The 14,389-nt window shown below is 71.4% G+C and carries 5 protein-coding genes and 4 pseudogenes; 8 read left to right on the forward strand and 1 reads right to left on the reverse strand.

What is annotated here, in order from left to right:
* Positions 1–9 precede the first annotated feature (9 nt).
* Complete coding sequence (locus LNW71_RS29270; RefSeq protein ID WP_285803111.1) at positions 10–1,017, forward strand: condensation domain-containing protein; 1,008 nt, start codon at positions 10–12, stop codon at positions 1,015–1,017.
* Here LNW71_RS29270 and LNW71_RS29275 read toward each other — a convergent pair.
* Positions 930–1,385 (reverse strand): hypothetical protein, encoded by a 456-nt coding sequence (locus LNW71_RS29275; protein ID WP_250972266.1) that lies wholly within the window; start codon positions 1,383–1,385, stop codon positions 930–932. The genes LNW71_RS29270 and LNW71_RS29275 overlap by 88 nt on opposite strands.
* Here LNW71_RS29275 and LNW71_RS37055 point away from each other — a divergent pair.
* The 7 genes and pseudogenes from LNW71_RS37055 to LNW71_RS29300 all read left to right on the forward strand — a co-directional run.
* Positions 1,341–2,981: pseudogene (locus LNW71_RS37055) on the forward strand (non-ribosomal peptide synthetase); the annotation flags it as partial. The gene LNW71_RS29275 and the pseudogene LNW71_RS37055 overlap by 45 nt on opposite strands.
* Positions 2,982–3,351: 370 nt before the next feature.
* Positions 3,352–3,456 (forward strand): annotated as a pseudogene (locus LNW71_RS37060) (hypothetical protein); the annotation flags it as partial.
* Positions 3,457–3,533: 77 nt separating this feature from the next.
* A pseudogene (locus LNW71_RS37065) lies at positions 3,534–4,727 on the forward strand (condensation domain-containing protein); the annotation flags it as partial.
* Between the two features lie 122 nt (positions 4,728–4,849).
* Positions 4,850–6,193, forward strand: a complete 1,344-nt coding sequence (locus LNW71_RS29285) for a non-ribosomal peptide synthetase (protein ID WP_250970939.1) — start codon at positions 4,850–4,852, stop codon at positions 6,191–6,193.
* Between the two features lie 44 nt (positions 6,194–6,237).
* Positions 6,238–8,582, forward strand: a pseudogene (locus LNW71_RS29290) (condensation domain-containing protein); the annotation flags it as partial.
* Positions 8,583–8,705: 123 nt separating this feature from the next.
* A complete protein-coding gene (locus LNW71_RS29295) occupies positions 8,706–13,274 on the forward strand; it encodes an amino acid adenylation domain-containing protein (protein WP_374119539.1) in 4,569 nt (1,522 codons plus the stop codon).
* A gap of 196 nt (positions 13,275–13,470) precedes the next feature.
* Positions 13,471–14,388, forward strand: coding sequence for a kinase (locus LNW71_RS29300; protein WP_250970942.1), 918 nt, complete (start codon positions 13,471–13,473; stop codon positions 14,386–14,388).
* Position 14,389 lies beyond the last annotated feature (1 nt).

Here is a 14,389-nt window from a genome sequence, read left to right on the forward strand (position 1 = left end):
GAACAGGCGCTGCAGCTCGCGCTCACCGACCTGGTGGTGCGGCACGAATCGCTGCGCACCCTCTTCGGGACGGCCGACGACTGCGCCTACCAGTGGCAGCTGCCGGCGGCCGAGGTCCGGGTGGAACTGCCGGCCGTCGCGGCGACCGAGACCACACTGGAGGCGGAGCTCGGCGCACACGCTGCCCAGAGCTTCGACCTGGAGTCCGAACTCCCGATCAGGGCCGCCCTGTTCGAGCTGGGCGACCAGGAACACGTCCTGCTGGTGGTCATGCACCACATCGCCTCCGACGGCTGGTCCACCGCCCCGCTGCTGCGGGACCTGGCTGCCGCCTACACGGCGCGGACCGAGGGCGCAGCACCCGCCTGGGAGCCGCTGCCGGTCCAGTACGCCGACTACACCCTCTGGCAGCAGGAACTGCTCGCGGCGGACGGGGAGCGGCAGGCCGAGTTCTGGCGCCACACCCTGGACGGGCTGCCCGACGAGGCCACCCTGCCGGCCGACCGCCCTCGTCCGGCGGTGGCCACCTACCGCGGCACCACCCACGGCGTCCACGTCCCCGCCGAGCTGCACGACGCACTGACGCGACTGGCCCGGGAGACCGGCAGCACCCTTTTCATGGTGGCCCAGGCCGCCGTCGCCACGGCGCTGTCCCGCTCCGGCGCGGGGGACGACATCCCGATCGGCGCCCCGATCGCCGGCCGGTCGGAGCAGGCACTCGACGACCTGGTCGGCTTCTTCGTCAACACCCTTGTGCTGCGCACCGACCTGTCGGGCGATCCGAGCTTCCGGGAGCTGCTCGCCCGGGTCCGCGAGGCCGACCTGGCGGCCTGGGCCCACCAGGACCTGCCCTTCGACCGGCTGGTGGAGACCCTCAATCCCGAGCGCTCCACCGCCCGGCACCCCCTCTTCCAGGTGGTCCTCACCCTTCAGGAAGCCCTCACCCCACCCTCGAACTCCCCGGGAACTCGGCCGAGTCGGGCTTCACGGCGCTGGAGATCTCCAAGTTCGACCTGACCTTCTCCTTCCACGAACACCGCACACCGGACGGCCTCCCCGGCGGGCTGGACATCAGGGTCGAGTACGCCACCGACCTGTATGACGCAGGCACCGTCGAGGCCGTCACCGACCGGCTGGTCCGGCTGCTGGCCGACGCCGTCGAGCACCCGGAAATCCCCGTCGGTGAACTGGAGTTCATCGGTGCGCAGGAGCGTCACCAGCTCCTGGAGGGATGGAACGGCACGGTCACCGAATCCACCGGGGCGGGGCTCGCGGAGCTGTTCGCCGCACAGGCGGCCCGTACCCCGGAGGAGATCGCCCTGGTCGACGGTGACCGGGAGCTGACCTACGCGGAGCTGGACGAGGACGCCAACCGGCTGGCCCACCACCTCGTGGGCCTCGGCGTCCGTCCGGAGAGCGTCGTCGCCGTCCTGATGGAGCGGTCGGCGGACCTGCTCACCGGGCTCCTCGCGGTGGTCAAGGCCGGCGGCGTCTACGCCCCGCTGAACACCGCGGACCCCGACACCCGCCTGCTGCGGATCCTGGCGGAGACCGGGGCACCGGTGCTGCTCACCGACCGGGCGCTGGCCGAGCACCCGGTCGTGGCCCGGACGGCCGCCGAGACGGTCGTGCTCGACGGGGTCGCCGGGTTCGCCCACCTCCCCTCGACGTCACCGGCGCTCCCCGCCCATCCCGACCAGTGGCTGTACGTGATGTTCACGTCGGGTTCGACGGGGGTGCCGAAGGGTGTCGCGGTCACGCACCGAAACGTCGCGGACCTGGCCGGCCAGACCATGTACAAGAACGACAGCCACGAACGGGTGCTCTTCCACTCGCCGCACACCTTCGACGCGTCGACGCACGAGATCTGGGTGCCGTGGCTGAACGGGGGCACCGTCGTGGTGGCTCCTCAGGGCTACCTCGACCCCGGCTCGCTGGGCGGGCTGCTGGCCGAGCACGGGATCACCGCGTTGTGGCTGACGGCGGGGCTGTTCCGGGTGATGGCGGAGGAGGTTCCGGAGGCGTTCGCCGGGGTGCGTGAGGTGTGGGCGGGCGGTGATGTCGTTCCGCCGGAGGCGGTACGCCGCGTCATGGACCGGTGCCCGGACCTCACCGTCGTCAACGGCTACGGCCCGACGGAGACCACCACCTTCGCCACCACGCACCGCATCCACCGCCCGCTGGACCACGCCGGCGCCATCCCGATCGGTGAGCCCCTCGACAACCACCGGCTCTACGTCCTGGACGCCGCGCTGCAGTTGGTGCCGCCGGGTACCCCCGGCGAGCTGTACATCGCCGGCGCCGGCCTGGCACGTGGCTACCTCGGGCGGCCGGGCATGACGGCGGAGCGCTTCGTGGCCGACCCGTTCGGCCGGGGCGGTACCCGGATGTACCGGACCGGTGACCTGGTCCGCTGGAACCTCGACGGCTCGGTCGAGTACCTCGGCCGCGCCGACCAGCAGGTCAAGCTCCGCGGCTTCCGCATCGAACTCGGCGAGATCGAGACGGCGTTGAGCGCCCACGAGGGTGTGGGCCAGGCGACCGTAGTGGTCCGGGAGGACCGGCCCGGCGACAAACGCCTGGCCGCCTACCTCGTCGCCGCCGACGGCGCCCGGATCGACGTCTCCGAGTTGCGCGCGCATGTCTCGGACGCCCTGCCCGAGTACATGATCCCGTCCGCCTTCGTCGTACTGGACGAGATCCCCCTCACCACCAACGGCAAGGTGGACCGACGCGCCCTGCCCGCCCCGCAGGTCTCCCAGGCCACCAACGGGCGGGCCCCCCGCACACCGCAGGAAGAGGTCCTCTGCGGACTCTTCGCCGCCGTTCTCGGACTGCCGTCGGTCACCATCGACGACCACTTCTTCCACCGGGGCGGCCACTCGGTCCTGGGTACCCGCCTCATCAGCCGTATCCGGCGGGCGTTCGGGGTCCAGCTCGGGGTGAAGGACCTGTTCCGCAACCCGACGGTGCTCGCCCTCTCCGACTGCGTCACCGCGGGCAGCGGCGAACTTCCCCGGCCGGCGCTGCTGCCGGAGGAGCGGCCGGAGCGCGTGCCACTGTCCTCCGCCCAGCAGCGGTTGTGGTTCCTCGACCAGATGGAAGGCCCGTCGGCCACCTACAACATCCCCCTCGCCCTGCGGCTGAAAGGCCCCTCGACCACTCCGCACTCCAACTCGCCCTCACCGACCTCACCACCCGCCACGAAGGCCTGCGCACCGTCTTCCCGACCCACGAGGGCACACCCCACCAGCGCGTGCTGCCCCGGCCGCCGCAGACCTCCCACTGATCACCACCACGGAGGAGGCACTCACCGCACGGCTGGCCGACCTCTCCTCGGCCGCCTTCGACCTGTCCGTCCAGCCGCCGATCCGCACGCATCTGCTCTCGCTCGGCGCCCAGGAACACATCCTGCTGCTGGTCATCCACCACATCGCCTCCGACGGCTGGTCAAACGGTCCGCTCTTCCGCGACCTGGCCACCGCCTACGAGGCCCGTACCGAGGGCACGGCCCCGCGTGGGAGCCGCTGCCGGTCCAGTACGCCGACTACTCGCTGTGGCAGCAACGGCTCCTGGGCAGCGACGAGGAGCGCCAGCTCGACTACTGGCGCACCGTGCTGGCCGAACTCCCGGAAGAAGCCACTCTCCCGGCCGACCGGCCCAGGCCGGCCACCGCCTCCAACCGGGGCACCACGCACACCGTGCACTGCCCGGCCGGCCTGCACGACTCGCTCACCTCGCTGGCCCAGGACACCGGCAGCACGCTGTTCATGGTGGCCCAGGCGGCGGTGTCGACCCTGCTGTCCCGTTCCGGGGCCGGGCACGACATCCCGCTCGGCTCACCCGTCGCCGGGCGCACCGACCCGGCCCTCGACGACCTCGTCGGCTTCTTCGTGAACACCCTCGTCCTGCGCACCGACACCAGCGGCGACCCGAGCTTCCGGGAGCTGCTGACCCGGGTCCGGGAGACCGACCTGGCTGCCTGGAGCCACCAGGACCTGCCGTTCGACCGGCTGGTCGAGGCACTCAACCCCGAGCGCACCACGGCCCGGCACCCCCTCTTCCAGGTCATGCTCACCGTCGGCGACATGTCGGCCGAGGCCCCCGAACTTCCCTCGCTGGAAGCGTCGTACGAGTTCTCGAAGGTGGAGATCGCCAAGTTCGACCTCACCTTCGGCTTCGCCGAGCACCGTACGGGTGAGGGTCGGCCGGGTGGGCTGGACATCACGATCGAGTATGCGACGGATCTGTATGACGCGCGTTCGGTGGAGTTGGCGGGTGAGCGTCTGGTGCGGTTGCTGGGTGCTGTGGCGTCGGCTCCGGATGTGCCGGTGGGTGAGCTGGAGTTGTTGTCGGCGGGTGAGCGTGGGGTGTTGTTGGGGGAGTGGGCCGGTGAGGTGACCGGTTCTCCTGATGCGGGTCTTGCGCAGTTGTTCGCGGCGCAGGTGGTGCGGACGCCGGATGCGGTCGCTGTGGTGGGTGAGGGGCGGGCGTTTTCCTACCGTGAGGTGGATGTGCTGGCCAATCGTGCGGCGCGTCGGTTGATCGGTGAGGGGGTGCGGCCGGGTAGTCGGGTGGCGTTGTTCCAGGAGCGCTCGGTGGGTGCGGTGGTGACGACGTTGGCGGTGGTGAAGGCGGGTGCGGTGTATGTGCCGTTGGATACCCGTTATCCGGCTGATCGGGTGGAGTTGATTGTTGGTGGGTCGGGTGTGTCGCATGTGGTGACGGACCGGGATCCGGGTGCGGTGGTGGTGCCGGCGGGTGTGCGGGTGCTGGGTCCGGTGTCGGGGGTGAGGGTGATTCCTCGGATCCGTTGGTTGTGGTGCATGCGGATCAGCCGGTGTATGCGATGTTCACGTCGGGTTCGACGGGTGTGCCGAAGGGTGTTGCGGTCACGCATCGCAATGTGGCGGATCTGGCTGCTCAGACCGTGTATGCGAACGGGAATCACGGGCGGGTGCTGTTCCACTCGGCGATGGCGTTCGATGCCTCGACGTACGAGATGTGGGTGCCGTGGCTGAACGGCGGCACACTCGTCGTCGCCCCCGCAGGACACCTGGCCCCCGCCGACTACCAGCGCTTGCTGGCCGAACACCGGATCACCGCGTTGTGGCTGACGGCGGGGTTGTTCCGGGTGATGGCGGAGGAGGTTCCGGAGGCGTTCGCCGGGGTCCGTGAGGTGTGGGCCGGTGGAGATGTGGTTCCCCCGGAGGCGGTACGCCGCGTCATGGACCGCTGCCCGCAGCTGACAGTGGTCAACGGTTACGGTCCGACGGAGACCACCACCTTCGCCACGACGCACCGCATCCACCGGCCGCTGGACTACGCCGGTGCCATCCCGATCGGCGAGGCCCTCGACAACCACCGGCTCTACGTCCTGGACGAAGGGCTGCGACTGGTCGCACCGGGTACTCCCGGCGAGCTCTACATCGCGGGGGCCGGTCTGGCGCAGGGGTATCTGGACCGCCCGTCGCTGACCGCGGACCGTTTCGTCGCGGACCCGTACGGCCCCTCCGGCACCCGGATGTACCGGACCGGTGACCTGGTCCGCTGGAACCACGAGGGTTCCCTCGAATACCTCGGCCGCGCCGACCAGCAGGTCAAGCTCCGCGGCTTCCGCATCGAACTCGGCGAGATCGAGACCGTCCTCGCCGGCCGGCCGGGCGTGGCGCAAGCAACCGTCGTGGTCCGGGAGGACCGGCCGGGCGACAAACGCCTCGTCGCCTACCTCACCGCCGAGGAAGGCGCGCGGATCGAGCCGGAGGACACGCAGCGGCAGGTGTCAGGACTGCTGCCCGACTACATGGTCCCGTCCGCCTTCATGGTCCTGGACGAGATCCCGCTCACCGTCAACGGCAAGGTCGACCGACGCGCCCTGCCCGCACCGCAGTTCGTCAAGGACGCCACCGGGCGCGCGCCGCGCACCGGCAAGGAAGAAGTCCTGTGCGGTCTCTTCGCAGAGGTACTCGCACTGCCGTCCGTCACCATCGACGACCACTTCTTCCACCTCGGCGGACATTCGCTCCTCGCCACCCGGCTCGTCGGCCGGATCCGCACCGTCCTCGGGGTCGAACTCTCCGTGGCGACCCTCTTCGAAAACCCGATCGTGGCCACGCTCGTCGAGAAGCTCGACGGCGCCGAGGCCGCACGGCCCAAACTTCGGCCGATGCGCCGGATGGGAGTGACCAAGTGATTCCCTTGTCCTTCGCCCAGCAGCGGCTGTGGTTCATCGCCCAGATGGAAGGGCCGTCGACCACCTACAACATCCCGCTCGCCGTCCGTCTCAACGGTGAACTCGACCGCGCGGCACTCCATTCGGCGCTCCTGGACGTGGTGGGCAGGCACGAGAGCCTGCGCACCCTCTTCCCCGACCGGGAAGGCACCCCGTACCAGCACATCCTCGACGAGGAGGACGTGGAGCTTGCGCTTCAGGTCGTCCCGGCCGACGCCGCGACGCTGCCGGCCGTGCTCGCCGAGGAGTCCGCCCAGGTCTTCCACCTCGCGGTGGACCTGCCGGTCCGGGCCCGCCTGATCGCCCTCGGCGAGCAGGAGCACGTCCTGCTCATCGTGATGCACCACATCGTGTCGGACGGCGGCTCGACCGCCCCCCTGCTCCAGGACCTCGCCACCGCCTACGAGGCACGCGTCCGAGGCATCGTGCCCGCGTGGGAGCCGCTGCCGGTCCAGTACGCCGACTACACCCTGTGGCAGCAGGAACTCCTCGGTGAGGGCGACGACCCGCAGAGCGCAGGCTCGCGTCAACTCGACTTCTGGAGCAAGGCATTGGCGGAACTGCCGGAGGAGGCCACGCTGCCGGCCGACCGTCCGCGTCCGGCCTCCGCCTCGTACGTGGGCGCCACCTGCGACGCCCGCCTGCCCGCCGACATCCACACCGGCCTGACCCACCTCGCACGGGAGTCCGGCGCCACGCTGTTCATGGCGGTCCAGGCCGCAGTGGCCACCGCCCTGTCCCGCTCCGGCGCCGGTCCGGACATCCCGATCGGCTCCCCGGTGTCGGGGCGCATCGACGAGGCACTCGACGGCCTGGTCGGCTTCTTCGTCAACACGCTGGTGCTGCGCACGGACGTCACGGGTGACCCGAGCTTCCGCGAGCTGCTCGGCCGGGTCCGCAAGACGGACCTCGCCGCCTGGGACAACCAGGACCTGCCCTTCGACCGGCTGGTCGAGGTGCTGAACCCCGAGCGCTCCGCCTCGCGCCACCCGCTCTTCCAGGTGATGCTCACCATGGGCGAGGCCGGATCGGACGTCATCGGGTTCCCGGGGCTCGATGCCCGGACCGAGTACAGCGCCCTGCAGATCGCCAAGTTCGACCTGACCTTCGGCTTCGCCGAGCACCGTGCCCGTGACGGCCGGCCCGACGGCCTGGACATCACCATCGAGTACGCCACCGACCTGTACGACGCCCGGACGATCGACGCCCTCATGGCCCGGCTGAACCGGCTGCTGGAGGCCGTGGTCACCTCGCCCGACACCCCGCTGTCCGTCCTCGACCTGCTGGGCGAGCACGAGCGGCGGCTGCTCCTGGAGGAGCGCAGCGGCGCCGCGACCGGCACGTCCGAGCAGAGCCTGGCGGAGCTGTTCGCCGCGCAGGCCGCCCGCACCCCCGACGCGATAGCCCTGGTGGACGAGGACCACGACCTGACGTACGCCGAACTCGACGAGGCCACCAACCGGCTGGCCCACCACCTCGTCAACCTCGGCATCCGGCAGCACGACGTGGTCGCCGTCCTGATGGAGCGCTCGACCGACCTGCTCACCGCACTGCTCGCCGTGGTCAAGGCCGGCGCCGTGTACGCCCCGCTGAACACCACCGACCCCGACAGCCGGCTCGTCCAGATCCTGGCCGACACCCGGGCACCGGTCCTGCTCACCGACCAGGCACTGTCGGACCACCAGGTCGTCCTGGACACCGACGCGCAGGTCGTCGTCCTGGGCGCCGGCACCGACCTCGGTCATCTGCCCGCCACCGCACCGGCGTACGCCATCCACCCCGACCAGCCCGTGTACGCGATGTTCACGTCGGGTTCGACGGGTGTGCCGAAGGGCGTCGCGGTCACGCATCGCAACGTCGCGGACCTGGCCGCCCAGACCATGTACAAGAACGGCAACCACCAACGGGTGCTCTTCCACTCGCCGGCCGCCTTCGACGCCTCCACGTACGAGATCTGGGTGCCGTGGCTGAACGGCCGCACGGTCGTGGTGGCGCCGCGCGGCCATCTCGCCCCCGCCGACTACCAGCGCCTGCTCGCCGAACACCGGGTCACCGCACTCTGGCTGACCGCGGGCCTGTTCCGGGTGATGGCGGAGGAGGCGCCCGAGGCGTTCGCCGGGGTGCGTGAGGTCTGGGCGGGGGTGATGTGGTCCCGCCGGAGGCGGTACGCCGTGTCATGGACCAATGCCCGGAGCTGACGGTCGTCAACGGCTACGGCCCGACGGAGACCACCACCTTCGCCACCACGCACCGCATCCACCGCCCGCTGGACCACGCCGGCGCCATCCCGATCGGTGAGCCCCTCGACAACCACCGGCTCTACGTCCTGGACGCCGCGCTGCAGTTGGTGCCGCCGGGCGCTCCCGGCGAGCTGTACATAGCGGGCGCCGGTCTGGCGCAGGGCTATCTCAACCGCGCCCCGCTGACCGCGGAGCGCTTCGTGGCCGACCCGTACGGTCCCTCCGGCACGCGGATGTACCGGACCGGCGACCTGGTCCGGTGGAACCACGAGGGCTCGGTCGAGTACCTCGGCCGCGCCGACCAGCAGGTCAAGCTCCGCGGCTTCCGCATCGAACTCGGCGAGATCGAGACGGCGTTGAGCGCCCACGGGAGTGTGGGCCAGGCGACCGTAGTGGTCCGGGAGGACCGGCCAGGCGACAAGCGTCTGGCCGCCTACCTCGTCGCCGCCGACGGCGCCCGGATCGACACCGACGCGGTCCACCGCGAGATCGCCGGCACACTCCCGGAGTACATGGTCCCGTCCGCCTTCGTCGTCCTCGACGAGATTCCCCTCACCACCAACGGCAAGGTCGACCGGCGCGCCCTGCCCGCCCCCCAGCAGAGCGCCGACGCCGGGGGCCGTCCGCCCAGGACGCCCGCCGAGGAGGTCCTGTGCGGGCTCTTCGCGGCCGTGCTCGGACTGCCGTCGGTGAACATCGACGACCACTTCTTCCGGCGCGGCGGGCACTCCCTGCTCGCCACCCGCCTGGTCAGCCGCATCCGGGCCGTGTGGGACACCGAGATCACCATCCGGGACCTGTTCCAGTACGCGACGGTCGCGCAGCTCGCCGAGCGGATCGCAGCCGAGGGCAGCGGGGAGCGGCGGCCGGCGCTGCTGCCGGAGGAGCGGCCGGAGCGCGTGCCGCTGTCCTCCGCCCAGCAGCGGTTGTGGTTCCTCGACCAGATGGAAGGCCCGTCGGCCACCTACAACATCCCCCTCGCCCTGCGGCTGAAGGGCCCCCTGGACCACTGCGCACTCCAGCTCGCCCTCACCGACCTCACCACCCGCCACGAAGGCCTGCGCACCGTCTTCCCCACCCACGAGGGCACACCCCACCAGCACGTACTGCCCGCGGCCGCCGCAGACCTCCCACTGATCACCACCACCGAGGAGCAACTCGCGGAGCTGCTGGCCGCGGAGGCCGGACGGACCTTCGACCTGGCGGCCGAACTGCCCTACCGGGCGCAGCTGCTGAAGCTCGGGGCACAGGAGCACGTGCTCCTTCTCGTGATCCACCACATCGCCTCGGACGGCTGGTCCAACGGGCCGCTCTTCCGCGACCTCGCCACCGCCTACGAGGCCCGTACCGAGGGCACGGCCCCCGCGTGGGAGCCGCTGCCGGTCCAGTACGCCGACTACTCGCTGTGGCAGCAACGGCTCCTGGAGCGGGACGAGGACCGTCAGCTCGACCACTGGCGAGGCGTCCTCGCCGACCTGCCGGAGGAGGCCACGCTTCCCACCGACCACGCCCGTCCGGCCGTCGCCTCCAACCGGGGCCGCACACACGCCGTGCGCTGCTCCGCCGAACTGCACACCGCGCTGATGTCGCTGGCCCAGGACACCGGGACCACCCTCTTCATGGTCGCCCAGGCGGCCGTCGCGACCCTGCTGTCCCGTTCCGGCGCCGGGCACGACATCCCGCTCGGCTCACCCGTCGCCGGCCGTACCGACCAGAAGCTCGACGACCTCGTCGGCTTCTTCGTCAACACCCTCGTCCTGCGCACCGACACCAGCGGCGACCCGAGCTTCCGGGAGCTGCTGACCCGGGTCCGGGAGACCGACCTGGCCGCCTGGGCACACCAGGACCTGCCCTTCGACCGGCTGGTCGAGGTGCTGAACCCCGAGCGCACCACCGCCCGGCACCCCCTCTTCCAGGTCATGCTCACCGTCGGCGACACCAGCAGCGAAGCACCCCGGCTCGCCGGACTCGACAGCGAGTTCGCCGTACCGCAGGTCTCCGTGGCGAAGTTCGACCTCACGTTCGCCTTCGCCGAGAACCGTGCGGCGGACGGCAGGCCCGACGGCCTCGACATCCTGATCGAGTACACCACCGACCTCTACGACGCACGCACCGTCGAGGCCACGGCCGACCGCCTGGTGCGCCTCCTCACCGGAGCCGTGGCCGGTCCCGACCTGCCCCTCGCGGAGCTGGAGACGGTCTCCGAGGACGAGCACGCGCGGCTGCGGGAGTGGAGCGGCGCGCGGACGCCCGCACCCGGCCAGGGGCTCGACGCGCTGTTCACCCAACAGGCCCTCCGGACCCCGCACTCGGTGGCGCTGGTCCACGAGGAGCAGCAGGTGACCTACCAGGAGCTGGACATCTGGTCCAACCGGCTGGCCCGCCACCTGAGCGCGCGCGGCGTCACCCCGGGCAGCATCGTCGCCATCCACCTGGAGCGCTCCCCCCAGCTGATCGCGTCACTGCTCGCCGTCCTGAAGGCCGGCGCCGGGTACACCCTGCTCGACCCGCAGTTCCCCGCCGACCGTCTCAACACCGTGCTCGGGCAGACGAACCCCGCGGCGCTGGTCACCCAGGCCCACCTGACCGCCCTGTCGACAACGGCCCCCCTGGTCGACCTGACCGCGGAGATACCCGCGATCAGTGCGCTGCCGGGGACGCCGGTGGAGACGGGCGGGCACCCGGAGTTCATCGCCTGCGTCATGTTCACCTCCGGGTCGACCGGAGTCCCCAAGGGAGTCGCGGCCTCCCACCGGGCGCTGGCCGCCACCTTCATCGGCCCCGACTACCTGGACTTCGGACCCGGGCAGACGTATCTGCAGAGCTCACCGGTGTCCTGGGACGCCTTCGCCCTGGAGGTCTTCGGACCGCTGCTGCACGGTGGCGTCTGCGTCCTGCAGCCCGGCCAGCACACCGACCCGCACCAGATCGCGGAGCTGGTGGAGCGGCACGGGATCACCACCCTGCAGATGTCGGCGAGCCTGTTCAACCACATGCTCGACGAGCACCCGGCGGTCTTCTCGCGGATCAAGGAGGCCATGACCGCCGGCGAGGCGGCGTCGCCCGCCCACACCGCCAAGGCGCTCGCCGACCACCCCCACCTGCACCTCGTCAACGGCTACGGTCCGGCCGAGAGCATGGGGTTCACCACCGCCCAGACCCTCACCCGGCCGGCGCCCGCCATCCCGATCGGCCGGCCGGTCACCGGCAAGCACGCCTACGTCCTGGACGAGAACCTCCGGCTGCTGCCGCCGGGCGTCCCCGGTGAGCTCTACGTCGCCGGACACGGCCTCGCCCACGGCTACATAGGGCAGCCCGCACTGAGCGCCGAGCGGTTCGTCGCCGACCCGCACGGCGCGCCCGGCTCCCGGATGTACCGCACCGGTGACCTGGCCCGCTGGAGCCAGGACGGGGCGCTGGAGTATTTCGGCCGGGCCGACCAGCAGATCAAGCTGCGGGGCTTCCGCATCGAGCCGGGTGAGATCGAGTCGGCACTGCTGCGGCACCCCTCCCTCGCGCAGGTGGCGGTGCTGATCCGTGAGGACCGGCCCGGTGACAAGCGCCTGGTGGCGTACGTGGTGCCCGCCGAAGGCAGCCGGCCGGACCTGCCCGAGCTGCGCAGGCACGCCGTGGCGGCGCTGCCCGAGTACATGGTGCCCGCCACGATCGTGCCGCTGGACGCGCTGCCCCTGACGGTCAACGGCAAGCTCGACCGCCGCGCGCTGCCCGAACCCCCGCAGTCCGACACCGCCGGCGGGCGGGCGCCGCGCACCCCCGCCGAAGAAGTCCTGTGCGGCCTCTTCGCGGCCACCCTCGGGGTGCAGTCGGTCACCATCGACGACCACTTCTTCCAACTGGGCGGCCACTCGCTGCTCGCCACCCGGCTCATCGGCCGGATCCGCGCCATCTGGGACACCCGCGTCACCATCCGGGACCTGTTCCAGTACCCGACGCCCGTGCTGCTCGCCGAGCACATCGCCACGAGCACCGGCGGCGACCCGATGGAGACGCTGCTGCCGATCCGGGCCGCCTCCGGCGCCGTCAACGAGGCCCCGCTGTTCTGCGTCCACGCGATCTCCGGAATGAGCTGGTCGTACGCGGGGCTGCTCCGGCACATCGGCGGTCAGCGGCCGCTGATCGGTCTGCAGGCGAAGGAGCTGACGAACCCGGCGGACCGGCCGGCCGGCATCGAGGAGATGGCCGACGGCTATGTGACCGAGATCCGCTCGGTCCAGGCCCACGGCCCGTACCACCTGCTCGGCTGGTCGTTCGGCGGTCTGGTGGCGCACGCGATCGCCGCCCGGCTGGAGGCGCTCGGCGAGGAGGTGGCCCTGCTGGCGCTGCTCGACTCCTACCCGCTGCCCGACGGGTTCCGGCCGCCCGCCATCACCGGCCGGGAGGTGCTGACCGCCCTGCTCGGCGGCCGCGGCGCCGAGCTCGACGTGCGGTGCGCCGACACCGCCCCGGACCCGGCGGAGCTGGCCGCCGTGCTGCGCGCCGAGGACGCGATCCTGGGCGCGCTGGAGCCGGCCCAGGCCGCGGCGGTCGTCGCGGCGACGGCCGGGAACCTGGAGATGCGCTACCGGTACGTACCCCGGCGGCAGTTCGGCGGCGACGCCGTGTTCTTCAACGCCGCCCGCACACCGGCAGCCGCCGACGGCGCCGACTCCTGGGCGCCGCACGTCCAGGGCCGGGTCGAGGAGCACGACATCGACTGTGAGCACTGGGACATGACCACCGCGGAGCCCCTGCGCGAGATCGGAAAGGTGCTGGCCGAGGAGTTGCGAGGGGCGCGCCACTGACCCAGGACCACTGACACGGCCACAGGTGCCCGGGCCCGCCCACGACGGCGGACCCGGGCACCCGTGCGTGCGCCGCCGCCCTCGCGCCCCCAAGTTGCCCGCGGGCTGCCGCTCATGCCGCCGGGCGGCGGGTTCCGGCCTGCATAGCGTGAAGCCATCCGCAGGCCACGGCCCCCGGCAACAGAAAGTCAAGGAAATGGTTGATCATTCCGGCTGGCGTGTCGGGGTAGCTTCAGCCCCCGTCCACCACGGCGAGATCCTGCAAGGCGTGTTCACCGGTGACGGCGGGCTCACCCGAGGTCTCGTCACTCTTCCCTGCACCATTCACGCGACACGCGCGACGTTCATACCCGCTCCCGGCGCCGAAGTCACCGTCACGCCGGAATGGAAGGGCAAGGCGCGGCGCGCGGCCGAACTCGCGGTCCGCGCCGTGACCCCGCCGGGCGCCGAGCCGGCCGGCGGTCATCTCGACCTCACCGGCGACGTACCGCTGTGCCGGGGCTTCGGCTCGTCCACCAGCGACGTGCTCGCGGCCATCTGGGCGGTCAAGGACGCATTCGTCAGCCCACTGCCGCCGCAGGACGTCGCCCGGATCGCGGTGAGCGCGGAAACCGCGTCGGACTCCCTGATGTTCGAGGAGTCCACCGTCCTCTTCGCCCAGCGCGAGGGCACGGTGATCGAGGACTTCGGCTACCGGATGCCGGCCATGCGGATCCTCGGCTTCGGCTCACGCCCCGAGGGCGGCGGGCGGGGCGTGGACACGCTGGCCCTCGCACCGGCCCGCTACGGGCAGGACGAGATCGACCTCTTCACCCGGCTGCAGTCGATGCTCCGGGAGGCCATCCAGATGAAGGACGTGGCCCTGCTGGGATCGGTGGCCACGGCCAGTACGGAGATCAACCAGCGGCATCTGCCGATCCCGGAGCTCGACCGCATCCGGGACATCGCGCGGACCACCGGAGCCGTCGGCGTACAGGCGGCGCACAGCGGGGACATCGCCGGACTCCTCTTCGACCGGGACGACCCCGAGGTCGAGGCGCGGACCGACCTGGCCCAGGACCTCCTGCAAGAGCTCGGAATTCACGAGCAGTGGAACTACACAACGGGTGACTGAC

It is taken from the genome of Streptomyces sp. RKAG290 (assembly GCF_023701695.1).
GTDB lineage: Bacteria > Actinomycetota > Actinomycetes > Streptomycetales > Streptomycetaceae > Streptomyces.

Coding starts and splice junctions, on each gene's coding strand:
- LNW71_RS29285 (WP_250970939.1), top strand. CDS start 4,850: ATGTTCACGTCGGGTTCGACGGGTGTGCCGAAGGGTGTTGCGGTCACG.
- LNW71_RS29300 (WP_250970942.1), top strand. CDS start 13,471: ATGGTTGATCATTCCGGCTGGCGTGTCGGGGTAGCTTCAGCCCCCGTC.
- LNW71_RS29295 (WP_374119539.1), top strand. CDS start 8,706: ATGTACCGGACCGGCGACCTGGTCCGGTGGAACCACGAGGGCTCGGTC.